This window comes from Mameliella sp. MMSF_3455 (assembly GCF_030733205.1).
In the GTDB taxonomy this organism is placed as follows: Bacteria; Pseudomonadota; Alphaproteobacteria; order Rhodobacterales; family Rhodobacteraceae; genus Antarctobacter.
This window is the reverse complement of sequence record NZ_JASHJL010000017.1, coordinates 43515-67402: the sequence shown is the minus strand read 5'-3', so window position 1 is coordinate 67402 and position 23888 is coordinate 43515. Positions and strand designations below refer to the sequence as shown.

The window sequence follows — 23888 nt, the reverse complement described above, 5'->3', positions numbered from 1 at the left end:
GCGTGCATGGCGCGCCCGTCTGCCACCCCATGCGTTGGATGGGTCATTGACCCATCTGCCCGTCGGACAAGGAGGAACCGACATGATCCACGACCGCTATCAACTCGCCTTCAAGCTCTACCCCTACGAACGCTCCACCGACCAGGACGCGGCAACGCCGGTCCGTCATCCGGTGGTGGTCATGGGCGGCGGCCCCATCGGGGTCGCGACGGCGCTGGACCTTGGCCTGCAGGGCATCCCGGTTGTCGTTCTTGACGATCACGAGGGCATCGGACAGGGCAGCCGCGCCATCTGTTTCGCCAAGCGCAGCCTGGAAATCGCCGACCGCTACGGCTGTGGTCAGCCGATGCTGGACAAGGGCGTGGTCTGGAACCTCGGCAAGGTCTTTCACGATGACCGCAAGGTGTTCGAGTTCAACCTCCTGCCAGAGGAAGGCCACAAGTTCCCGGCCTTCATCAACCTGCAACAGCCCTATTTCGAGCGCTTCATCGTCGAACGTGTCCGCGAGGCGCAGGCCGCCGGTGCACCGATCGAGCTGCGCGGCAAGAACCGGGTCGACAATGTCACCGTGCACGACGATCACGTCACGCTGGAGATCACCACCCCCGACGGTCCCTATACCATCGAGGCCGACTGGCTGATCGGTTGCGACGGCGCCTCCTCGCCCCTGCGCGGCATGATGGGGCTGGATTTCGAGGGCCGTGTCTTCGAGGACAGTTTCCTGATCGCCGACATCAAGATGGTGAACGATGATTTCCCGACCGAACGCTGGTTCTGGTTCGAACCATACTTCAAGTCCGGTGCCTCCACCCTCTTGCACAAGCAGCCCGATGGCGTCTGGCGGGTCGATTTCCAGATCGGCTGGGACGTGGATCGCAAGAAGGAGTTGCAAGAAGAAAACGTGCGCGCCCGGCTGGACGCCATGCTGGGCGATGTCGAATACGAGATCGTCTGGACCTCGATCTATACCTTCCAGTGCCGGCGGATGAAGAAATTCCGGCATGGGCGGGTGATCTTTGCCGGGGACGCGGCGCACCAGGTCTCGCCCTTCGGCGCGCGTGGCGCCAACAGCGGCATGCAGGACGTGGACAATCTCGGCTGGAAGCTGGGCATGGTCATCGACGGCAAGGCGCCCGACAGCCTGCTGGACAGCTACGACTGGGAACGCATCCACGGCGCCGATGAAAACATCCTGAATTCCACCCGATCCACCGATTTCATCACCCCCAAGTCCAAGGTCAGCCACATGTTCCGCAACGCGGTGCTGGACCTGGCGGAACAATATGAATTCGCCCGGCCGCTGGTGAACTCGGGCCGCCTGTCAGTGCCCTGCGTCTACGATGGCGGGCCGCTGAACGGGCCGGACGCCCTGCCCGGTGGCCCCGCCCGGACCAGGGTTGGCAGCCCCTGCCCCGATGCGCCGCTCAAGGGCGGGTTCCTGCTGGACCACCTCGGCGGGACCTTCACCCTGCTGACCATCGACGCCGAAGCGCCAGATGCGCTGGAAGAGGCTGGCGTGCCTGTAACCCGCCTCGCCCTCTCGGCCAGTGATGACGCCAGCGGCGCGCTGGCGGAGCGTTACCTGGGAGAGGCCAAGTCGGGCGTCTACCTGATCCGCCCCGATCAGCATGTCGCCACGCGCTGGGAAAACTTCGACGAAACCGCCACCGGCGCCGCCCTGCGCCGCGCCATCGGACTGGAGTGAGACATGGCCGATCTGACCCTGACCCCGAACCTCGACCGTCCCGACGATTTCTATGCCGCGCTGATCGCCGCGCATGACGGGCTGTCGGATGACGAAAGCGCGGCGCTGAATGCCCGCCTGATCCTGATCCTGGCCAACCAGATCGGAAACATCGACGTTCTGAACGCGGCCTTGCAAGCCGCCGCAAAGCCCGCGGAAGAGGCCACCGCATGACCGGCGCGGCGGCAGATCGGCAGAGCGCGGCGGCAGACGCCGTGCCCGTCCCGGGAACGGAGTTGGAGGGCTTTTTCCCCTATCGCCTCGCGGTCGCCGCCGAAGGGTTCTCTCGGAACCTGGTCGAGGTCTACGGACGCCGGTTCGGCCTCAGCCGCGAGGAATGGCGGCTCTTGTACCTCCTGGCCGGTGAGGACCAGGTGACATCGCTGGAGCTTGGCCGCCGCTCGACGCTCGACAAGGTCCAGGTCAGCCGCGCCTCGCAACGGCTGGAGGACAAGGGGTTGATCACCCGCGCCGTCGCGCCGGACGACCGGCGCCTGCGCCTTTACGCCTGCACCGAACAGGGCCGCGCGCTGTTCGACGAGGTGCTGCCCCAGGTCGAGGCACGCTCGGACGATATCCTGCGCGCCATGTCCACCGAGGACCGGGCCGCGCTGGAACGGGGGCTTGCGGCCTTGGCAGAGGCGATGGCGGCCCGCCCCCTTCACACGTCCTGAAGGGCGGGCTTTCCACCGGGTTCGTTCAACGTCGCCACCTGGTCGCGAATCTCAAGAAATGCGGACTCAACCTCGGCGGCAGGGCCAAGGACATTTTGGGGAACAGGCGGTCCAGTCCAACGACTCGACCGAGATGAGCATATGGGACGACGAGGTGCCCGCCCGGTGCATGGCCGAGAAAATCAGCGGCATCAACCCCATCAGCGGGCTGAATCGGCGTCAACCTGGCCAGGGTCCCGCCGGAGGAGCAAAGGGCGGACGCCCTCCCCCGATGCGGTCGCGCGCCTCTTCAGTACGGGTTCTTCGCCGCGCGATCGGCGGACAAGGATTGGTGGCGCCGTTCGACCAGCAGTTCGATGGCATCGGCCAGGTGCTCACGGTCGATGTGGTGGTCGCCGCGCGCCACGCGGATGCGGTGCGCCTCGATCATCACGTCGGCATGGCGGCAGCCCTCGGGCGGCTCGAACCGGTAGCTGGCCAGTTCGATCAGAAGGCCCATCGGATCGGTGAAATAGATCGAGTCCATGAACCCGCGATCCTTGGGGCCGGAATGCTTGATCCCTCGCGCCTCCAACCGCTTCGCCGCCTGCCAGAAGCTCGCCTGGCTGACATTGAAGGCGAGGTGATGCACGCAGCCCGGTTCGGTCGGCGTGCGTGCCGGATCGGGGGTGCGGCTCTCGTTGGTGAAGATGGTGATCAGCCGCCCGTCGCCCGGGTCGAAATAGAGGTGCCCCTCGTCCGGGTCGTCGAGGTTCGGCTGGTCAAAGATGAAAGGCATGCCCAGAACGCCCTCCCAGAAATCGATGGACGTCTGCCTGTCGGCGCCGGTCAGGGTGATGTGATGGACACCCTGCGTCTGGATCTTGCGGATCTCGTCTGGTTGGCTCATGTTTCCTCCCCGCTCTGGACCACCGGGCCGCAAATGCGGCCCCGCTTGATCCAAGGATGGGGCAAGAGGCGCCGGTTTCAAACCCTCAACCGGCGCACCAAGTCTGTGCGGGGCCTCAGCCCTTGCCCGCCTTCAGCGCCGCCTCGCGCATCTGCGTCAGGCTGACCCGCGGGGTCAGCGCCTCGGGGGAGATGTTCAGATCCAGCACCGCGCCCGACGGCGAGGCAAGCGCCCGGTCGAAGGCAGCCGCGAAATCCTCGGTCCTTTCGACCCGTTCGCCATGAAAACCGTAGGCCCGCGCCAATGCGCTGAAATCCGGGTTCACAGCCATGTCCGTCCCCGACACCCGGGTGGGATAGTGACGTTCCTGGTGGGCGCGGATCGTTCCGTAGATCCCGTTGTTAAGGATCAGGATGATGGGCTGCGCGCCGTATTGGGTGGCGGTGGCCAGTTCCTGGCAATTCATCTGGAAGTCGCCATCACCCGCGAAACACACAACCGTGCGCGCGGGATCGTTCAGCTTGGCGGCAATGGCCGCCGGAACGCCATAGCCCATCGCCCCCGACTGCGGCGCCAACAGGCGCGCGTCAGGCCCGAACTTGTAGAACTTGTTCGGCCAGACCGCGAAGTTCCCTGCGCCGTTGGTCAGGATCGCATCGTCTGGCAACAGATCGCGCAGGTGCGCGCTGACCTTGCCCATGTCCACCGGGCTGGGCAGATCGCCCAGCTCGAAACCGGCCTCCCATGTGGCGCGGGCATCGGACCGCCAGTCGGCCCAGTCGCCGCTCACCGGCGCCTCCGCCAGCGCCTCGGCAAAGGCGTTGGGGCCGCAGTGAATACCCAGTTCGGGCTGGTAGACCTTGCCCAGTTCCAGGTCGGACCCGTGCACATGGATCAACCGCTGATGCGGCACCGGCACCTCGAGCAGGGTCCAGGCATCGGTGGAATTCTCGCCGAAACGGTTGTTCACCGCCAGGATCACGTCCGCCTCGGTGATCAGCTTGCGCACGCCCGGCGTCATGCCCACCCCGGCCTCACCGCAGAAACAGCGAGAGAAATTGTCGAACATGTCCTGGTAGCGGAAGACCGAGACCACCGGAATGTCCGAGCCTTCCGCAAATCTCTGCAGGGCCTCCGAGCCCGAACGCGTCCAGTTGCAGCCGCCATACAGGATCAGCGGCCGCTTTGCCTCGGCCAGGATCGCCCGCGCCTTCTGCACGGTCTGCGGCGCGGGCATCGGTTCGGGATATTCGGCAGGACCGGCCAGCGGCGCGGCCTCTGTCCGGCTGCTCAACATGTCCTCGGGCAATGCGATGACGACGGGGCCGGGCCGCCCGGTCGTGGCGGTCTTCCAGGCCCGGGCGAGGATCTCGGGGATGCGGTCGACATTGTCGATCTCGACCGCCCATTTGACCATCGTGCCGTAGACCGCACGGTAATCCACCTCCTGGAAGGCCTCGCGCCCGCGCATGTCGGTGCCGATCTGGCCCACGAGCATGATCATTGGCGAGCTGTCCTGCATCGCGGTGTGCACCCCGATCGAGGCATTGGTGGCGCCCGGCCCGCGCGTGACCATGCAGATGCCGGGCTGACCGGTCAGCTTGCCCCAGGCGGCAGCCATAAAGGCGGCGCCGCCCTCGTTTCGGCAATTGACGAAGTCCAGCCTGCCTGCCGTATCATGCAGCCCGTCCAGCACCGCCAGATAGCTTTCGCCCGGAACACCGAAAGCCCGCGTCGCGCCCAGCGCCACCAGGCTGTCCACCAGCAATTGTCCGCCATGTCGTGTCATCGTCCATCCCTCTTTCGCGGCGCTTGCGCCCCTGCCGAGGCGACACCCGTCTAGGTGCACACACCTCTAGAACCGGCCCCGGATGTCAATGGCCTGCGACTTTGGTCGGTGCTCCGTCGGCGCGCGCGGCGGGGAAAACGGGTGATCCGCCGCCCCCGCATTGCTAGACTGCCCGGCAATCCTGGGGAGGAGAACCATGAGCGATCTGGAGCATGTGACGGAAATCGACAGGGTCTTGCGCGGTCAGGAAACGGGACGCGACGCGCTGGTGGCCGACAGTTGGCGCCGCTGCATCGAAACCTATGGCATGGACCCGACCCGGCCCGATCCGGCCCATATCGTGCCCGCGTCGCAACTGCGCGAACACCGCGAACAGGCCGAGCGGCTAGTGGCCACGGCGCGGTCAGGACTGCGGGCGCTGTTCCGGCAGGTGGCCGGACAGAACTACGTACTTCTGCTGGCCGACGCCAAGGGTGTCTGCGTCGACTTCTTTGGCGATCCCAGGTTCGAGGACGACCTGCGCCGGGCCGGGCTGACGCTGGGCTCGGACTGGTCCGAGGACCTGGCCGGCACCTGCGGTGTGGGGTCATGCATCGTGACGGGCGAGGCGGTGACCATTCACCAGGGCGATCACTTTGGCCTGGCGCATACGCCGCTGTCCTGTACCTCGGCCCCGATCTACGACACCTGCGGACAACTGACGGCAGTATTGGATATCTCCCTTCTGCGCTCGCCCAGCCCGAAATCCAGCCAGAACCTTGCAATGAACCTTGTCCGGGCCTCTGCCCGGCGGATCGAGATGGCAAACCTGATGGCCATGACGCGCAGCGACTGGGTGCTGCGGTTCTCCACCTCGCCCGAGTTTCTGGAGGTCGATCCCGAAGCCGCCGTGGCGCTCGACGGGTCGGGGCGCATCGTCGGCATGACGCATGGCGCGCAGGCCTGCCTTGCGCCCGAGGGCACGGACAGCCTGATCGGTCAGCGCATCGACAGTCTGCTGCACCTTGGCGTCGACGATCTGCCGGACTTGATGCGCGGGCGCCCGACAGAGGACCGGGTGCTGCACCTGCGCGACGGGCGCGGGCTGTTCGGCCATGCCATCGCGCCGCAGACCGTGCGCCGCCCAATGCGCAACGCACCACCGCAGACGCCGGAATGTTTTGCCGGTCTGGCCGGACAGGACCCGGCGATGCAGGCGCTTCTGCAAAAGGCCGCCCGGCTGGCATCAGGCAAGATGCCGGTGCTGCTTTTGGGCGAAACCGGCACGGGCAAGGAAACGCTGGCGCGCGCCATCCATGTCGCCGGAGGACCGCCGCGCGGCTTCCACGCCCTGCGCTGCGCCGGGTTGCGTCCCGAAACCGTTGTTGCTCTCGAAGAGGCCAAGGCCGGGACGCTGTTCCTGAAAGGCGTCGAGGACCTGGACGAAGCGGCGCAGGGCGCTCTGCTGACGCTTCTGGACCGGCGCGAGGACCTGCGCGTGATCGCCTCTGCCCGCGACCGGCAGGTGACCGTCCCCGGCGCGACCGGTCTGCGCGAGGATCTGCATTTCCGAACCGTTGGCGCCGTACTGGATCTGCCGCCCCTGCGCCTGCGCAGCGACGTGGATTGGCTGATCGAGCGGCTCTTGCGACGGCGCACCGCGGGAGAGCTGCAGCTTTCGCCGGCGGCCCGCGCGGAACTGGCCGGACGCGACTGGCCGGGCAATATCCGTGAACTGCAGTCGACGCTGGATACGGCGGTCTCGCTCTGCGACGGGGAGGTCGTGGATCTGCCGGACCTGCCCGCCCGGATCACGCCGCCGACGCCCGAAGATGACCTCGAAGCGATTCTGGATGCCTGTGGCTGGAACATGGCTCGGGCAGCCCGGCGCATGGGCGTGAACCGCTCGACCGTGCTGCGCCGTGTGCGAAAGTCGGGATTGACGCCGCCGGCATGATGGCCGGTTGCAACGGTGGTGTTGCGCGACGTTGCGCGCGCAACGGGCCGGGCTGAAATTTCATCCACGAGGCCGCAATCCCCGCCCCGACGCTGGATCGGATCGACGGGTTTCGCCCAGACTGCCGCCATCCAAGTTTGGGCAATGGGAGGAAATCATGCTCGACACGACATTGACGGACCAGACGCAGGCAATGCTGGACGCGTTCGGCGCCGCGCTGGAGAATGGCGATATCGAGGCCGCGACGGCGCTGTTCCAGGACGACTGCTACTGGCGTGACCTGGTCAGCTTTACCTGGAACCTCAAGACGGTCGAGGGCAAGGACGGCGTGGCCGACATGCTGCGCCACCAGTTGGCGACGACCAAGCCCTCGGGTTGGAAACTGGCAGAGGGGGAGCTGCCGACCGAAGCGGACGGCGTCACCACCGCCTGGATCGAGTTCGAGACCGAGGTTGCGCGGGGCTACGGCCTGATGCGGCTCAGGGATGGCAGGATCTGGACTCTGCTGACAACGATGGCCGAACTGAAAGGCCACGAGGAACCGAAAGGCTTCAATCGGCCGATGGGGGCCAAGCACGGTGCCAGCAAGAACCGGACGACCTGGAAGGAAGAGCGCGAGAAGGAAGAGGCGGAACTGGGTTATGCGACCCAGCCCTATTGCCTGATCATCGGCGGCGGACAGGGCGGCATCGCGATGGGCGCGCGCCTGCGTCAGCTTGGCGTGCCGACGATCATCGTGGAACGCAACGATCGCCCCGGCGACAGCTGGCGCAAGCGGTACAAGTCGCTCTGCCTGCATGACCCGGTCTGGTACGATCACCTGCCCTACATCAAGTTCCCCGACAACTGGCCCGTGTTCAGCCCCAAGGACAAGATCGGCGACTGGCTGGAGTTCTACACCAAGGTGATGGAGTTGAACTACTGGACCCGCACCACCGCCCAATCCGCGACCTGGGACGACGAGACCAAGGAATGGACCGTCACCGTCGACCGCGACGGCGAGGAAGTGGTGCTGAAGCCGAAACAGCTTATCATGGCGACCGGCATGTCGGGCAAGAAGCGGATGCCCGAGTTTCCCGGCATGGACAGGTTCAAGGGTGTGCAGCAGCACTCCTCGGAACATGAGGGCCCCGACCAGTGGATCGGCAAGAAGGTCGTCGTGGTCGGTTCGAACAACTCGGCCCATGACATCTGCGCCGCGCTCTGGGAACACGACGCGGACGTGACGATGGTTCAGCGGTCCTCGACCCATATCGTGAAGTCCGACACGCTGATGGAGGTGGGGCTTGGCGCGCTCTACTCGGAAGAGGCGGTCGCCAATGGCATGACCACGGAAAAGGCGGACCTGATATTTGCCTCGCTGCCCTACCGGATCATGCATGAATTCCAGATCCCGGCCTACGAAGAGATGAAGAAACGCGACGCGGACTTCTACGAGGGGCTGGAAAAGGCCGGCTTCTGGCTGGACTGGGGCGATGACGGATCGGGTCTGTTCATGAAGTACCTGCGGCGCGGCTCGGGCTATTACATCGACATCGGCGCCAGCCAGCTGATCATCGACGGCGAGATCAAGCTGAAGCGTGGACAGGTTGTCGAACTGGACGAGACAGGCGTGATCCTCGACGATGGCACGCACCTGGACGCGGATCTCGTGGTCTATGCCACCGGCTACAACTCGATGAACGGCTGGGTCGCGGACCTGATGGGTCAGGACAAGGCCGATCAGCTTGGCAAGTGCTGGGGTCTCGGCTCGGACACCACCAAGGATCCGGGCCCATGGGAGGGCGAACAGCGCAACATGTGGAAGCCGACGCAGGTCGAGGGGCTGTGGATGCATGGCGGCAACCTGCACCAGTCGCGCCACTATTCGCAGTACCTTGCGCTGCAGATCAAGGCCCGGATGGAAGGCATCCCGACGCCCGTCTACGGGTTGCAGGAAGTCCACCACCTGAGCTGACGCCAAGGCGGACCGGGCAATCCCGGTCCGCCGTTTTCCCTTGCCCGCCGCGCCATTCGCGGTTTCAGGCCCTTCAAAGGAGTTTGCCGCGCGCGGTGCGTCCCGCATCCCGAAGCATCTGGCCGCACGGAACGGCGGCGTGACCGGTACAGCCGCACAAGACACGGGAAGTACGGTCATGGACGACGGCCCGAACCCCGCTTTGGAAAAGCGGCGCGCTTGCGCCTGTACGGATTAGACCTGTCGCGCCGACGTCGACCGGCTGTTGGCCCGCGTGAAGAGGTGGAACCAAACCGGCCCGGGCCAACGGAGGGCGTGCCGCTCAGACGGCCTTGTCGTCCGCGTCAAAGAAATGCAGCCGTTCCGGCGGCGCGACCAGGCCGATCCGGTCGCCTTCGGTGACAGAGGTGTCACCATCGGTGCGAACCGTGACCCGGCCAAGCGGCCCACAATCCACGATCAGAAAGGTATCGGCGCCCAGATACTCCAACACGTCGACGGTGCCGTCCATCATGCCTTCGCCCTCGGCCCCGATCCGGATATGTTCGGGCCGGATGCCAACCTTGACCGCCGGGTGATCGCCCTCGTAGGCCCCGCCCCGCGCGCCCTCCAACGTGAAGCGGCCTCCGCCGGTGGTGCAGTCCAGCACGTTCATCTTGGGCGATCCGATGAACTGCGCCACGAAAAGATTGGCGGGCCGTTCATACAGTTCTCTCGGGCTGCCGACCTGGGCGATCACGCCGAATTCCAGCACCACGATCCGGTCGGCCAGCGTCATCGCCTCGACCTGGTCATGGGTGACGTAGATCATCGTGCGGGCCAGCGCCTTGTGCAGCTTGGCGATTTCGTACCGCATCTCGACACGCAGCGCCGCGTCGAGGTTGGACAGGGGTTCGTCGAACAGGAAAGCAGTCGGATCGCGCACGATCGAACGCCCGATGGCCACGCGCTGGCGCTGGCCGCCCGACAGCGCCTTGGGCCGCCGCTCCAGGTAGGGTTCCAGCTTCAGAACCCGTGCCGCCTCGTCCACCTTGGCCTTGATCTCGGATTTCGGCGCGCCGGCGGTCTTGAGCGAGAAGCCCATGTTCTCACCCACCGACATATGCGGGTAGAGCGCGTAGGATTGAAAGACCATCGTCAGCCCGCGCTTGGACGGCGGATCGGCGGTCTTGTCCTGCCCGTCGATCAAGAGCTTGCCGCGGCTGATTTCCTCAAGGCCGCCGATCATCCGCAAAAGCGTGGATTTGCCGCAGCCGGAAGGGCCGACAAAGACCACGAATTCACCATCCGCGATGGTCAGGTCGATGCCCTTGATCACCTGAAGGTCGCCGTACCACTTTTCGACCTTGTCCAGAGTTATCGCCCCCATCACGCCCTCCTTGCGCTGTCCGACGCCCAGGCCAGCCAAATTGCCGCCGTCCAGGTGAAATTGCGCCCGCCCGCCGCTGCGCCGTCGCGCGGGTCGAAATACTCGGCAAAGCCGTTCTCCGCGATCATGTCGCGGGTGTTTGTCCGCAGCGCCTCGGCCCGGTCGTCATGGCCTGCCTCGCGCAGGCCGGTGGCAATCAGCATGTTCATCATCGCCCAGACCGGGCCGCGCCAATAGCGCTTCGGCTCGTATGACGGATGCGCGGGATCGGTGGAGGGGACGTAGTAGCGGGTCGCCTTTGAAATCCTGTCGAAATGCCCCTGCATACGGTCCCCGCCCACCCCGGCGTACCAGGCCAGGAAAGAGGCGTTCGACACCACGCCCGTGTGCTGCCCTGACCGGATGTCGAGGCAATCATATGTGCCAATCTCGGCATTCCAGAGCCGCTCGCTCCCGCCCTCCATATCGGTGATCCAGCCGTCGAGTTCGTTCGTCGGCAGGCCCAACCGCTGTGCCAGAACCCGCAGGTCCCGCGTGGACCTGAGCAGGGTGAAGGTCATCGTCGGGTCGGCCACGCGAAAGGGGGTGATCTCGCGCAGATGCGCCTCGTCCCAACCACACTCTGCCCCCAGTTTCACCAGGTAGAGATAGCGGTCGTAGTCCCAGCGTCTCGGGCGCTCTTCCTCGACTACATGGGTGGTGTCGCGGCGGTAATACTCTTCGATCCCCTCGGGTTCGATGGCAGCAAAGGGACCGTCCCAATCCGGACAATTGTCGCGGCCCGTCTCCCAGGGGTGGGTGACGACGATGGCCCCGCCCTCGTTGCGCCAGGTCATGAACCAGCGGTGCCAGTCGATCAGAGCGGGCACCAGCGCGCGGGCGCGATCCTCGTACGCGCCATCCATCTCCAGCAGCCAGCGGGTGAAGGTTGCCGCGATGGGCGGCTGCGAGATACCCGAGGACGGGATCGGCCCCACACCGCGCCAGATGTCGGGACCGGGGAAATAGCTGGGGTCGACCTTGTGGAACAGGATGTGCGGGACCATGCCGTTGGGCCACTGCCCGCTCATCAACGTCTCGATCTCTGTCCAGGCGCGGTCCATGTCGTGCTCGGCGAACCCGATGGCGGCAAAGACGCTGTCCCAGTTCCACTGGTAGGGATACAGCCCGCCAGTCGGCACGGTATATCCGCCCCGGTCATTCCCTTTCAGGATGGCGCGGGCTTCGTCGTCTCTTTTTGTCATCCCTTGACACTCCCGGCCGTCAGGCCCTTGGTCATGAACCGCTCCAGCCCCAGGAAGAGCGCCATGATCGGCACCGTCGCCACCACCGCCCCGGCCATCAGGTGCTGGCGCGGGATCTCGGATGAATTGAGCGAGGCGATACCCCGGGTCAGCGTGAATTTCGACGGATCGTCCAGCAGCATGAAGGCCAGCAGGAACTCGTTCCACGCGATCATGAAGACATAGAGCGAGACGCTGGCCAGCGCCGGCAGCGACAGCGGCAGGGTGATCTTCCAGATCACTGCAAGCCGCGACAGCCCGTCCATCAGTCCCGCTTCCTCGACCTCGGCCGGCAGGCCGCGGAAATAGCCCTGCAACATGTAAAGCGCGACCGGGATGGTGGTGACCGGGTAGATCAGCACGATGCCGAAAATCGTGTTGCGCAGCCCCGTCATCGAAAAGGCGATGTAGATCGGCAGGGCAAGCACGATCATCGGCACCATGTAGATCAGCAGGATCGAGCGCGAAAATGCCGCCCGCCCCCGGAACCGCAGCCGCGCCACCGCGTAGGCGCCGGGGATCGAAAAGGCCAGCGTGAGAAAGACCGTGAGCACCGAGACATAGAAGGAGGTCCAGAGGTAGTTGCCGAAATTGAAATCGGCGAACAGTTCGACGTAGCTGCGGAACAGGCCCCAGCCCTGCGACAGGTCGATGGTGAAATCCAGCGGGTTCTGGATCAGTTCCGACTGGTTTTTCAGGCTCGTCATCACCATGACGTAAAAAGGGATGGCGACGATCGCGGTGAAAAAGATGTAGCCGAAGCCGGTCAGGAACCGGATCACCGCCTCTTCGAACTCATGCCGCGTCAACGTGCCCAGGCCGGGCAGATGCCCCAGGATCACCTGCAACGACCAGCCCGCGGCCAGCCCCAGCGCCCCGCTGCCCACCAGTTTCCAGGAGGTCGAGGCCGTCTCTCCCGACGCGACCGGGCCGATGCCGATCACCGCCAGCAGGATGAATGCCGCCGCCGTCGCCAGCGACACGGTCCATTTGCCCAGGTGCAGCGCGACAAGGCCAAGCCCCAGGGCCGCCCCCCAAAGCAGGGACCACAGGCCCGCCGGGCGGAACGGATCGCCGGTGGCAAAGGACATCAGTACCGCCAGCGTCGTCGCCAGCACGAACAGCCAGAGCGCGCCCAGAACGGGGCCGGTGACATAGCCGAAACGCAGCCTGCTCATAGGCCTTCCTCCTGGCTGACATAACGGAAGAAGAAGATCGAGAAGAGCACGAGACAGCAGAAGACCACCACCGCAACCGCCGCGCCAGCCCCGATGTTCGAGATGGCAAAGGCTTGTTCGTAGACATTCACCGTCAGGGTCCGCGTACCGGCGTTACCGCCGGTCAGCAAAAAGATGTCGTCGAACTTGTTGAAGGTCCAGATGAAGCGCAACAGGAACAGCACGCTGAGAATGCCCAGCAGTTGCGGCAGGCTGAGATACCAGAACTTCTGGAAGGGCGACGCCCCGTCCATGTCGGCGGCCTCGTACATGTCGGTGTCGATCGACTGCATCCGGGCAAGGATGAACAGGAAGGACAGCGGGAAATAGCGCCAGATCTCGAAGACCGTGACCATAATCAGCGCCAGAGGTCTCTCGCCAAAGAAATTGATACTGGACGTGGTCACGCCCATCTGGATCAAGAGCGCGTTGGCCGAGCCCGAGAATGGATCGAACAGGATGATCCAGGCAAAGGCCACGGCGATCACCGGGGCGACATAGGGAAACAGGTAGAGGCCGCGCAGGATGCCCTGGCCACGGAACTCCTTGTTCAGCAGCATCGCCGCGAAGAGGCCGAAGATCAGAGCGCCCAGCGTGCCGAAGACGGTGTAAAAGATCGTCACCCCCAGCACGCCCCAGAACTCGTCTCCGCTGAAGATCCGGTCGAAGTTCTCCAGCGTGAACTCGAAATTCGTCAGGATATTGGTGCTGCGCCCGGTCATCCGAGGGTCAGTGCCCTCGGCGGCCTCTTCGGCGGCATCCTCATCCCCCTGCAAGGCCACGAAGATCTCGACCTCGTCACGGCCGCCGCCGTCAAGATCACCCAGGTCGCAGGTGAAATCGGCGCCTTCAAAGGTACAGCGCGGATCGGCTGTCAGGACGGTCAGGCTGTCCGGCAGGCTGTCCGACAGGGTGACGCCGGTGATCGGTTCCGACTGCGAGGAATTGCGGACCCGGTATTGCAGGCGCAGGCTGTCGTCCGATCCGCGCAGGCTCTCGCGGACCACGGGTGCTGGCGGACGCAGGTCCGCCAGGCCTATGGGCTTGAAGCTGATCCAGAAGATCGCCAGCAGCGGCAGCACGACCACTGCGGAAACAATGGCCAGCGTGGGAAACAACAGCCCCCAGGCCAGCCGCGCCTCGCGTTTCAGGAGAGGGCCAGTGCCCCTTGGCGGCCCCGAGGCCGGCCCGGTGCTGTCGCTCATGTCGCGGTCCCCCCTTCCGGACGCGGGCCGAAAGCCACGTCCGCGCGGGCGACCGGCGCGGAACCGGTCGCCCGAAGGTCCGGCATCACTCGATGCCGGCCAGTTCCTCGTTCATCTTCTTGACCGCATCGGGACCAGAGATGTTGCCGTCGATATATTCACGCACAACCCGGTTGATCGCCTGGCTGTTGATGATCTTGGAGGCCAGCGCCAGTTGTCCGTCCTTGACGCCCCATCGCTGCGCCACGTCCAGCCCACCGACGATCTCGTCGATCATCGAGGCCGCGTAGAGCTCGCTCAGCGGCGCCTTGCGGTCCACGCCCACGTCCAGCTTGGACCAGGCATCTACAAAGGCCGTCGGGGCATCCTGGGTGCCGCGCCGCACCGGGAACTTGCCCTCGGGCGCGATGGAAAGCGTCTGTGTATAGCCCTCGTCCATCGAGTACTTGATGAACTCCTGCGCCTCGTCGAAATCCGCATCGGCGGTGATGCCGAAATAGCGGATGTCGCCCCAGGCCGCGCCGTCGGGGTTGGACGGACCGGCGAAATTGGTCACGATCCCGGTCATCGAGGCCAGTGCCGATGAGGTCGGATCCTCGTTGATGGTCGGCGGGGCGCTGTCACGCAGGCCGGCCAGTTCGTCTAGGATGAAGGGCGACCAGATGATCATCGCCGCATCCCCCGCGAAATAGAGGCTGCGCGACTGGTCCCAGTAGAGCTCACCCTCGGGCGAGGCATCGGCCAGAACCTTGTAGAACTCCAGCACCTCGACAGTCTTCTTCTCGTCGAAGCCGGTGAACCCCTCCGGCCCAACCGGTGTCGCGCCATTGGCAAGAAAAACATGCTCCAATACCTGGCTCATGAAGTTCTCGTCTACCTTGGTGGCGGCGACAAAGCCGAACATCTCGGGCGGGTTGTGCAGCGCCTCGATCGCGGCGGTGACGGCGGCAAAGGTGGTGGGCGGCTCCAGCCCGGCTTCGTCGAACAGGTCCTTGCGGTAGACGATCATCTGCGTCCAGCCATCCACCGGGACGCTGGCCCAGCCATCATCGGTCTTGGCCATGTCCAGCGCGCCGGGGGCGAAGGTGCCGGTGCCCAGCTCGTCGATCACCTCGGTTGCGGCCTCGGCATCGAGAATGCCCGCTTCAACCCAGGGCAAGGCATATTGCAAGGTATGGTAGATCACGTCAGGCAGGTCGCCGGCAGCAAAGGCGGCGGTGGCGCGTGTGCCCAGATCGGATTCCGAGACGGGGATCACCTCGACGCCGATACCCGTTTCAGCCTCGAAGGCCTCGGCCATCTCCTTCTGCTTGGCCAGCCGCTCTGGCTGTTCCTCGGTTGTCCAGAACCGGATATCGGCCGCCGCAGGGCCCGCGCCCAGCGCCAGGCCAAGCGCCGCGGTGGTCAGAAGTCGGGACAAAGTATTTGGTGATTTGACGGGCATTTCGCACCTCCCAATGCGCTTTGATTCTTATCGGTGGTTTTCCATGACCTACCGCAGTTCTAGCGATTTTTCCACCGTGCCGTCGATTGCACCGGTGGCAGAACGGACAGCAGGCCCTTAATATTGCTCGAAAATTAGGCATCTAACTGCGACAGGCAATGTCTGTCACGCGATGTAGCGGCGCTCTGCACCGCAGCATCAATCAGCGGCGCAGGAGTGGATGCCCGCCCCTTCCAGCACCACGTCTGAAACCGTTTTTCGCAGGCTTCCCAAAGCGCTTGCAGCCGCCCCCGCAGGCGCACAGCATAAGCATGCCGCCATGCTGCAACCGCCCGGTATGCCTTTCGGCGACCTGCTGGCCGCGGTCGACAAGATCACGCAGGGTCAAGAACCGACCACGGCCGAGGCTTATTCCCGGACAAAAGGTGGCCCCCCCCGGAAGATATGCGTCGGTCCCCCGGGCTGGACCAGCGCGGCGCAGCTAGGGTGTCGCGGGGGCGTCGGTACAAGAGACCGTGCAATTGCAGGCAGCAGTCGGGACAGCCAGCGGATGGAAACTATGTAGGCACTCACCGCTGGCGAAAGCCGTTCCGGACGTCTTTCTCTGCGAAAGACTATACGAAAGGTGCAAGAGATGCGAAATGGTATCCAGCCGACATGGCTGCCCTGCTCGCAGCTCTCAAGAACGGATCGAACATGCGTTTCCTGAAACAAGTTATTCTGTCTGTCGTGATCCTGGTCGCGACGCTGTTTCTCTGGTTGAACTACGTGCCCGGCGCCGCCGCCTTCCTTGACCGTACCGGCGTGTCGGGCGTCCTGGGGATCGAAGGTGCGGCAGCGGATGTCTCGAACACCCGCCGGGGCTTCGGTCCGCGCGGTCCGGCGCAGGTCGTCGTGGCCGCCGTGACCGAGGCCACCACCAACGACCGCGTCGATGCCATCGGCGACGTGCGCGCCCTGCGCAGCGCAACTCTGCGGACAGAGGTCAGCGGCGAGGTCGTGCAGGTGGCGCTGGAAACCGGGGGCTTCGTGGACAAGGGTGCGGTGATCCTGCGCCTCGACGACGAGGCAGAGCGGATCGCGGTGGAACGCGCGCGCCTGCTGCTGGAGGATGCCCGCGATGCCGCCAGCCGGTTTTCGCGGCTGCAGGACGGCGGGTCCGTCACCGAGGTACGCCAGCGCGAGGCGCAACTGCGGCTGCGGACCGCCGAGCTGGAGCTGAGCGAGGCGGAGTTTGCCTTGTCCCTGCGCACGGTACGTGCGCCCTTTGCCGGCTGGATCGGCCTGGTGGATGTCGCCATCGGCGAACGGCTGTCGCCCACGGATGTGATCGCCACCCTGACCGACCGGTCCGAAATCCTGGTGGATTTCCGTGTGCCGGAACGCGTCGTCGCCCAGGTCGAGCCGGGCATGCCGATCGAGGCCCGCCTGCTGGGCGTCGAAGGAGCGGCCGCCCTGGCCGGCACCGTGCACGCCGTCGACAACGTGGTCGACCGCAACAGCCGGACCCTGCGGGTGCAGGGGCGGCTGGCCAACGAGGACGACCGCCTGCGCGCGGGCATGGCCTTTACCGTCACGCTGCGCTTTCCGGGGGAGATCCTCGCGGCCGTCGACCCGCTTTCCGTGCAATGGTCCAGCGAGGGATCCTACGTCTGGGCCGTGCGCGACGACAAGGTTCAGCGCGTCGGCGTGACCATCCGCCAGCGCGACGCCGACCGGGTGCTGGTCGAAGGCGACCTGGCGCCCGGCGATCTCGTCGTCACCCAGGGCGTGCAGACCCTGCGCCCGGGCGCAGAGGTCGCCATCGCCGGACGCACCGAGGCCCGCGCCGCCCTGCCCGGCGCCACCAAGCCGAGTGTCACGCGATGAAGGAAAGCTCTGCAGCCGTTTCCGGGTCGGGCACCGCGCTGTTTGTCCGCCGTCCGATCCTTGCACTTGTCCTCTCGGCCCTGATCGTCCTCTCCGGGCTGGCCGCCGTTTTTGGCGTCGAGGTACGCGAACTGCCGAACGTGGACCGCCCGGTCGTCACCGTGACCACACAATTCCCCGGCGCCTCGCCGGAAAGCGTCGACCAGGAGGTGACTGGCCGCATCGAAGGCGCCGTGGGCCGCGTGGCCGGTGTGCGCTCGATCTCCTCCAACTCGCGCTTCGGTCGGTCGCGGGTGACGCTGGAATTCGAGGATGACGTCGATCTGGACGTCGCCGCGACCGACGTGCGCGACGCGGTGGCGCGGATCGCCAACCAGATGCCCGACGGCGCAGAGACGCCCGAAATCGTCAAGGCCGACGCCAACGCCCAGCCGGTCGTGCGCATCGCCGTGACCTCTGCCGGACGCTCGCCGCAGGAACTGACCCGGATCGTGCAGGAGCGTGTCGAGGATCGTTTGCTGTCGGTCAACGGCGTAGCCGACCTGCAGATCTATGGCGACCGCGACCCGATCTTCCGCATCGACATCGACCAGTCGGCGCTTGCCGCGCGCGGCCTGACGCTGGCCGACGTGCGGAACGCGCTGGCGGACGTGGCCTTTGACGCACCGGCGGGCGACCTGTCGGGCAACAGCCAGAGCATCGCCGTGCGGACCACGGCCACTGTCGCCACCACGGCCGAGTTCGAAGACCTCGAAATCTCCGAGAACGTCCGCATCCGCGACGTGGCCACAGTGACCCTTGGCCCGGCCCCGAACGAGACCGTCCTGCGCGCCAACGGCCAGACCGGGGTCGGCATGGGCATCATCCGCCAGGCAACCTCGAACACGCTGGAGATCTCCTCGGCCGTGCGGGCGGTCGTGGCCGAGCTGGACCAGACCCTGCCCGACGACATCTCTATCTTCGTCACCTCCGACGATGCGGTGTTCATCCGTGGCTCGATCGAAGAAGTGCTCAAGACGCTGGGTCTGGCCACTGTGATCGTGGTGGCGGTGATCTTCCTGTTCCTGCGCAACGCGCGCGCCACGCTGATCCCCGGGCTGACCATGCCCGTGGCGCTGATCGGTACGGTGGCGGCCATCTACATGGTCGGCTTCTCGGTCAACATCCTGACGCTGCTGGCGCTGGTGCTGGCCACCGGCATGGTCGTCGATGACGCCATCGTCGTGCTGGAAAACATCGTCCGACGCCGGAGCGAGGGCATGGGTCCCCGCGCCGCCGCCGTGCTGGGCACGCGGCAGGTCTTTTTCGCGGTGGTCACCACCACGGCGACGCTGGCGGCGGTCTTTGTGCCGCTGTCCTTCCTGCCCGGCCAGGCGGGCGGGCTGTTCCGGGAGTTCGGCTTTACCCTGGCGATGGCGGTGCTCTTGTCCTCGGTCGTGGCCTTGACGCTCTGCCCGGTTCTGGCCAGCCGCCTGCTGACCGCAGAGCCGAACCCGAACCCCCGCGGCCCATTTGTCTGGCTGGGCAACCGGCTGGGCGCGCTCTACAAGTTGACGCTGGGTTGGGCTTTGGCGATGCCTTTCGTCGTGCTGCTGGTGGCAGTCCTCTTTTCCGCCACGGCGGTCTTTGTCGCCGATGGCATTCGGCAGGAACTGACCCCGCGCGAGGATCGGGCGGTGGCCCTGTTGTCCGTCTCCGCCCCGCAGGGCGTCTCGCTGCAGTATACGACCGCCAAGATGGACGAGATCGAGGCCCTGATCGAACCGCTTCGCGACACCGGCGAAGTCACCAACATCTTTTCGATCACCGGCTTCGGCTCGGACAACCGCGGGTTCATGGTCTTTTCCCTGGCCCCGTGGAGCGAGCGCGCACGCAGCCAGGACGAGATCGTCGGAGAGATCAACGGCAAGCTGCGCGGCGTGATCGGCGTGCGGGCCTTCGCAATCCAGCCCAACTCTCTGGGTATCCGGGGCGCGGGCCGCGGCCTGTCCTTTGCCATCACCGGCGACAATTACGCGCAACTTGCCGATGTCTCGCAGCGGTTGGTGGAACGGATGCAGGAGAACCCGGCCTTTGGCCAGGTCCGGCTGGAATACGAGACCACGCAGCCGCAGCTGTTCATCGAGATCGACCGCCAGCGCGCTTCTGACCTGGGCATCGACATCACCGGGCTGGGCGAGGCGCTGCGCGCGGTTCTGGACGGGCGCAGCGTGGGGTCGGTCTTTATCGACGACCGCAGCTATGACATCCAGATGCTGTCGACCTCTAATCCGGTGAACGATCCCAGCGACCTGAAAAACATCTTTGTCCAGACGGCCGACGGCCAGACGGTGCCCATGTCCAGCTTTGTCAGGCTGGAAGAGCGCGCCATCGCGCCCGAGCTTGATCGCGAGGGCCAGAAGCGCTCGGTCGAGATTTCGGCCGGGCTGACACCGGCCCTGGCGCTTGGCGACGCAATGACCCAGGTGCAGGCGCTGGCGGATGAAATCCTGGCCGAGGAGAACCGCATCGTCCCGCTGGCTGAGGCCGCGACACTGGACCAGACGGCCTCGGGGCTGGTGCTGGTCTTCGGCTTTGCCATCGCGGTGGTCCTGCTGGTGCTGGCGGCGCAGTTCGAAAGCTTCATCTCGGCCATCGTGGTCATGGTGACGGTGCCCATCGGGCTGGCCTGTGCCGCCTTCGCGCTGCTGTTCACCGGGCTGAGCCTGAACGTCTACAGCCAGATCGGCCTCGTGATGCTGATCGGGATCATGGCCAAGAACGGCATCCTGATCGTCGAGTTCGCCAACCAGCTGCGCGATGGCGGTGCCACGGTGCGCGACGCGATCCTCGACGCCTCGACCATCCGCCTGCGGCCGGTGATGATGACCATGACCTCGACCGTGTTGGGCGGCGTGCCGCTGATCCTGTCGACTGGTGCGGGGGCCGAAGCGCGCGAGGCGCTGGGATGGGTCATTGTCGGAGGGTTGGGTCTGGCAACCTTCTCGACGCTCTACCTGACGCCGGTGGCCTACCTGCTGCTGGCCCGCTTCTCGCAGCCGCGCGTCAAGGCCATGCAACAGCTCGAAACCGAACTGGAAGAAGCGCTGTCCTGACGGATCGGCCAAGGCCGGAGGTCCTGCCAAGGGACGTCCGGCCAGCGATTCAAGACATGCACCATTGCGCCCCTGCACCGACGGCAGGCAGTCGTCCATGGTCAGCCCGACGGCGCCCGTTCCCCGGATTTCGCCATCGACGTCGATCTGGTAATTGAACGGCCCCCAGTTCGGCCTTGCCCGCCAGGAACGCGGGCTCCTAGACAAGCGCCACAGAGCTGGCGATCAGGACGATGGTGCTCAGCAAACCCCATTGCAGCATCTGGAAATGGGTATTCTGGCCGCCCTCGTGGCCGAACCAGTAGCAGAAATAGTTCCCCACCACGAGGAAGCCGGCCCAGACAGAGCTGAACGCCCCCGCCCCGACGAGGCCAAGCGCAAGTGACGTCTCGGCCGAAGCGATACCAAGCAGGGCCAGCAGGACGCTGACCGCCGCTCCCCAGAGCAGCACCATCGCCAAGAGTTCGAAGGCCACGATCACGCCGAACAGCCATTTCCGCAGGCGGGCGTTGGTCAGGCGCCGATAGGCAACAAGCGCATAGGCCTCGGGATAGTCCTCGCGCATGCGCGCCATGTCCATCACCTCTGCCGTGTAGGTTTCGTTGAGGAAGGGATGGAACAGGTTTTCCAGCGCCCCCACGGTCATCCATGCGGCCATGAAGACAAGATTGGCGCCGCACAGGGCAAGAATGACGGTATCGAGCATGTCGGTCGTTCGTATCCAGTAGTGATGCGGTCCGCCCCACCGGGGTGGCAGGCTCAGGCCTCCCAGTACATGTACTGCGGGTACATTTCCTGCGAGATATGGATCGCAGCGCCTTTCAGGTTGCTCTTGGAGTGGTTCGCAAGACCCCGGAAATAGGGCTGAATGATCACGCCTTCATCGACCATGATCTGTTCGAGTTGCGCCATCAGGGCGCGGCGCGCCTCGACATCCGGGGTCGCCAGCGCCTGTTCGACAAGCGCGTCGAACGCCTCGTTGGCAAAGCCGGTCTCGTTCCACGAGGTGCCGGACACATAGGCCAGCGCATAGGTCTGGATGCCCAGCGCCCTGTGGTTCCAGTTGGTGACAGAGAACGGGTACTTGGCCCAGTCGTTCCAGAAGCTCGACGAGGGGATCACGGTCCGCTTGATGTTGATGCCCGCGTCGCGCAATTGCGCGGCAATCGAATCCGCGGTCGCCTTCCAGAAGGCCGAGTCGAGAGAGATCAACTCGTGCTCGAAATCCGCCATGCCCGCCTCTTCCAGCAGGGTCATCGCCTGCGCCGGATCGTGCACGGCCGGGCCGATGTCGGCGTAGTCGGGATGAACCTTCGACACATGGTGGTTTTCGCCCACCGCGCCCAGATCGTTGTAGGCCAGTTCCATCACCACGGCATTGTCCACCGCCAGCGCCAGCGCCCGGCGGACGCGGACATCGGCATAGGGCCGGCTGCCGCCCGCCTCGGCAAGCTGATTGGTCCGCGCCAGAACCACGGCCCCGGTGGTCACGGTATGCTTGGTCCAGCCGTCCAGGGCATCGAAGGCCGGGATGAAATCGCCCTCTGTGTCATAGGTCACGTCGAATTCATCCGCATCGGCGGCCGCGAAATGCGACGCCGGATCGGTACCGAAATCGATCAGTTCCACCCGGTCCATAAAGGCACCGTTCCCGGCGTTCCACCAGGTGTGATCCTCGTTACGCACCAGGGCGGCAGCCTCGCCGACGGTGTAGAACTCTGGCAGGTAGGGACCGGTCCCAATCGGATTGTCGACCATCGTGAGCTCGTCAAAGCTCTCGTGGACGATGGCGGCGGGATAGTCGGACATGCCTGCGATCAGCGAGATATCCGGCTTGGGCAGGGAGATCGTCACCGTCAGGTCGTCGACGACCTTGACCGCGTCCGGCAAGATGGTGCCGGTTTCGGGATCGACGATCGTCGAGAAACGGATCGCCATCGAATTGCCCTCGACCCGGCTGTCGCACCAGCGTTCGATGTTGCGGGCCACGTCGGCGGCGGTAAAGGGATCGCCGTTGTTCCAAGTCACACCGGGACGGACATTGAGCGTATAAAGCGTCGCATCCTCATTGATTTCCCAGCTTTCCAGCAGCGCGGGCGTGAAGGTGCCGTCGGAATTGTACTGTACGAGGTATTCCAGCCAACCGCGGGTAAAGTTGGCGAGGCTGTTGAAGTCGAACTTGCGCGGATCACGCATGCCGACGATTTCCTGCTGGATGCGGACGGTGCCGCCCATCTGCGCATGGCTGGCCGCCTGCGCCGGGGCCGGCAGGCCCAGCATGGCATAGGCCGTGGCCGCCGAGGCACCAAAGGAACAGGCCGTGGCCAGGAACTCGCGGCGGCTGACGGCATCGTCGCCGGCACGCTCCGCAGACTTGGCCAGGAAATCCGGAAGCGGTTTGCCGCTTGGCGTTGTGAAGGTCATTTTCATTCCTCTCTGTTGGGTCGTGAGGGGGACCGCCCTGTCGGGAAGCAGCATGAGGACTGCGGGAAGGCGCGCGGCCGCAAAGGGCCCGGTCGGCCGCGCGTATTCGGGTCAGGCCGGGATGCGGATACGATCCAGCCCGTCTTCTTCGGTGACGGTGACGCAGATGCTGGACAGGGTCCGCGGCTCTTCGTAGGGCCATGGCGTGCCGCGATGCATCACGGCCCGCTGATCCCAGATCAGCACGTCCCCCACCTGCCAGTTGTGCGCATAGACAAAGGCGGGCTGCGTGCAGAAATCCGTCAACTCCTTGAGCAACGCCTCGCCCTCGGCCTCGTCGTAGCCGTCGACCTTGAAGGCGTGGCTGGCGATATAAAGCGCCTCTCGGCCATTGATCGGGTTTTCCCAGACCGCGTTCCAATGGGTGTCCGGCCATTTGTTGAACATCGGCAATTCGGCCAGTTCGGGCGAGATCTTGCGCCGCGAGTGGCTGTAGCGATGCCAGATGCCGCGGCCCCTGATCCTGGCCTTCATCTCTTCGGGCATCATCGCCCAGGCCGCACGGGTGGAGGCCAGCTCTGTCGCCCCGCCCGACGTGGGCACGACGCGCGCCGTGATGATATTGGTCAGCGCGGGCGTGGGCAGAAAGGTGCTGTCCGAATGCCACAGGAAGTTCGTCTTCAGGTTCAGCGTCTTGAGGTCCATCTCACCCGAGGTGGTGCCGTCTTCCTGGACGTTGGACACCTTCGGGATCTTGAACCCCTCGCCCGGCTTGCGCTCATCCGCCTCTCGATCCTCGATCGGACCGAACAGTTGCGCGAGGCGCAGGTGGGTTTCATCCGTCATCTCCTGCGCCCGGAACAGCAGCGCCGAGTGCTCCTCGAACAGGGCGCGGATCTGCGGGAACAGGTGGGTGGCCGTGACGGTGTTCAGGTCGATGCCCTGCACGTCCGCACCGAAATGCGATGTCAGCGGTTTGGTCTGGATGGTCAT

General features: G+C 65.2%; 17 protein-coding genes. 7 read left to right on the top strand and 10 right to left on the bottom strand.

Annotated elements, in window-relative coordinates; genetic code table 11:
- Nucleotides 1-82: 82 nt before the first annotated feature.
- From RBB42_RS14200 to RBB42_RS14190, 3 genes are read left to right on the top strand one after another with little or no spacing between them, the layout of a single operon-like run.
- Entirely contained in the window at nucleotides 83-1705 is a 1623-nt protein-coding gene (locus RBB42_RS14200) for an FAD-dependent oxidoreductase (protein WP_305971343.1), read from the top strand.
- 3 nt (nucleotides 1706-1708) lie between these two features.
- Entirely contained in the window at nucleotides 1709-1918 is a 210-nt protein-coding gene (locus RBB42_RS14195; RefSeq protein WP_305971344.1) for a DUF2783 domain-containing protein, read from the top strand.
- The gene (locus RBB42_RS14190; RefSeq protein WP_305971345.1) at nucleotides 1915-2418 is read left to right on the top strand and encodes a MarR family winged helix-turn-helix transcriptional regulator; all 504 of its coding nucleotides are present in this window, start codon (nucleotides 1915-1917) and stop codon (nucleotides 2416-2418) included. The genes RBB42_RS14195 and RBB42_RS14190 overlap by 4 nt, the downstream gene beginning before the upstream one ends.
- 289 nt (nucleotides 2419-2707) lie before the next feature.
- Here RBB42_RS14190 and RBB42_RS14185 read toward each other — a convergent pair whose 3' ends face one another.
- Together RBB42_RS14185 and RBB42_RS14180 are read right to left on the bottom strand one after the other, a co-directional pair.
- Nucleotides 2708-3289, bottom strand: a complete 582-nt coding sequence (locus tag RBB42_RS14185; RefSeq protein WP_305971358.1) for a VOC family protein — start codon at nucleotides 3287-3289, stop codon at nucleotides 2708-2710.
- Between the two features lie 133 nt (nucleotides 3290-3422).
- Entirely contained in the window at nucleotides 3423-5096 is a 1674-nt protein-coding gene (locus tag RBB42_RS14180; protein ID WP_305971346.1) for a thiamine pyrophosphate-binding protein, read from the bottom strand.
- Between the two features lie 196 nt (nucleotides 5097-5292).
- On the opposite strand from RBB42_RS14180, the gene RBB42_RS14175 reads away from it, so the two are divergent.
- Entirely contained in the window at nucleotides 5293-7032 is a 1740-nt protein-coding gene (locus RBB42_RS14175; RefSeq protein ID WP_305971347.1) for a sigma-54-dependent Fis family transcriptional regulator, read from the top strand.
- Between the two features lie 157 nt (nucleotides 7033-7189).
- Nucleotides 7190-8989, top strand: a complete 1800-nt coding sequence (locus tag RBB42_RS14170) for an NAD(P)/FAD-dependent oxidoreductase (RefSeq protein WP_305971348.1) — start codon at nucleotides 7190-7192, stop codon at nucleotides 8987-8989.
- A gap of 322 nt (nucleotides 8990-9311) precedes the next feature.
- Here the strand turns inward: RBB42_RS14170 and RBB42_RS14165 are convergent, their stop codons facing one another.
- The 5 genes from RBB42_RS14165 to RBB42_RS14145 form a co-directional block, all read right to left on the bottom strand.
- A complete protein-coding gene (locus RBB42_RS14165) occupies nucleotides 9312-10358 on the bottom strand; it encodes an ABC transporter ATP-binding protein (RefSeq protein WP_305971349.1) in 1047 nt (348 codons plus the stop codon).
- Complete coding sequence (locus RBB42_RS14160; protein ID WP_305971350.1) at nucleotides 10358-11602, bottom strand: MGH1-like glycoside hydrolase domain-containing protein; 1245 nt, start codon at nucleotides 11600-11602, stop codon at nucleotides 10358-10360. Before RBB42_RS14160 ends, RBB42_RS14165 begins: the two co-directional genes overlap by 1 nt.
- The gene (locus tag RBB42_RS14155) at nucleotides 11599-12819 is read right to left on the bottom strand and encodes a carbohydrate ABC transporter permease (protein ID WP_305971351.1); all 1221 of its coding nucleotides are present in this window, start codon (nucleotides 12817-12819) and stop codon (nucleotides 11599-11601) included. The genes RBB42_RS14160 and RBB42_RS14155 overlap by 4 nt, the downstream gene beginning before the upstream one ends.
- Nucleotides 12816-14063 (bottom strand): carbohydrate ABC transporter permease, encoded by a 1248-nt coding sequence (locus RBB42_RS14150; protein ID WP_305971352.1) that lies wholly within the window; start codon nucleotides 14061-14063, stop codon nucleotides 12816-12818. Before RBB42_RS14150 ends, RBB42_RS14155 begins: the two co-directional genes overlap by 4 nt.
- Before the next feature lie 85 nt (nucleotides 14064-14148).
- Complete coding sequence (locus RBB42_RS14145) at nucleotides 14149-15507, bottom strand: ABC transporter substrate-binding protein (protein ID WP_305971353.1); 1359 nt, start codon at nucleotides 15505-15507, stop codon at nucleotides 14149-14151.
- 657 nt (nucleotides 15508-16164) lie between these two features.
- On the opposite strand from RBB42_RS14145, the gene RBB42_RS14140 reads away from it, so the two are divergent.
- On the top strand, nucleotides 16165-17376 hold the full coding sequence (locus RBB42_RS14140; protein ID WP_305971354.1) for an efflux RND transporter periplasmic adaptor subunit: 1212 nt from the start codon (nucleotides 16165-16167) through the stop codon (nucleotides 17374-17376).
- On the top strand, nucleotides 17373-20471 hold the full coding sequence (locus RBB42_RS14135) for an efflux RND transporter permease subunit (RefSeq protein ID WP_305971355.1): 3099 nt from the start codon (nucleotides 17373-17375) through the stop codon (nucleotides 20469-20471). The genes RBB42_RS14140 and RBB42_RS14135 overlap by 4 nt, the downstream gene beginning before the upstream one ends.
- 199 nt (nucleotides 20472-20670) lie before the next feature.
- On the opposite strand, the gene RBB42_RS14130 is transcribed toward RBB42_RS14135, so the two are convergent.
- The 3 genes from RBB42_RS14130 to RBB42_RS14120 form a co-directional block, all read right to left on the bottom strand.
- Nucleotides 20671-21177 (bottom strand): DUF2165 family protein, encoded by a 507-nt coding sequence (locus RBB42_RS14130; protein ID WP_306043720.1) that lies wholly within the window; start codon nucleotides 21175-21177, stop codon nucleotides 20671-20673.
- A 53-nt stretch (nucleotides 21178-21230) separates the two neighbouring features.
- Nucleotides 21231-22895: an ABC transporter substrate-binding protein gene (locus RBB42_RS14125; RefSeq protein WP_305972100.1), complete on the bottom strand. Its 1665-nt coding sequence runs from the start codon at nucleotides 22893-22895 to the stop codon at nucleotides 21231-21233.
- Between the two features lie 111 nt (nucleotides 22896-23006).
- Nucleotides 23007-23888 (bottom strand): TauD/TfdA dioxygenase family protein, encoded by an 882-nt coding sequence (locus RBB42_RS14120; protein ID WP_305972101.1) that lies wholly within the window; start codon nucleotides 23886-23888, stop codon nucleotides 23007-23009.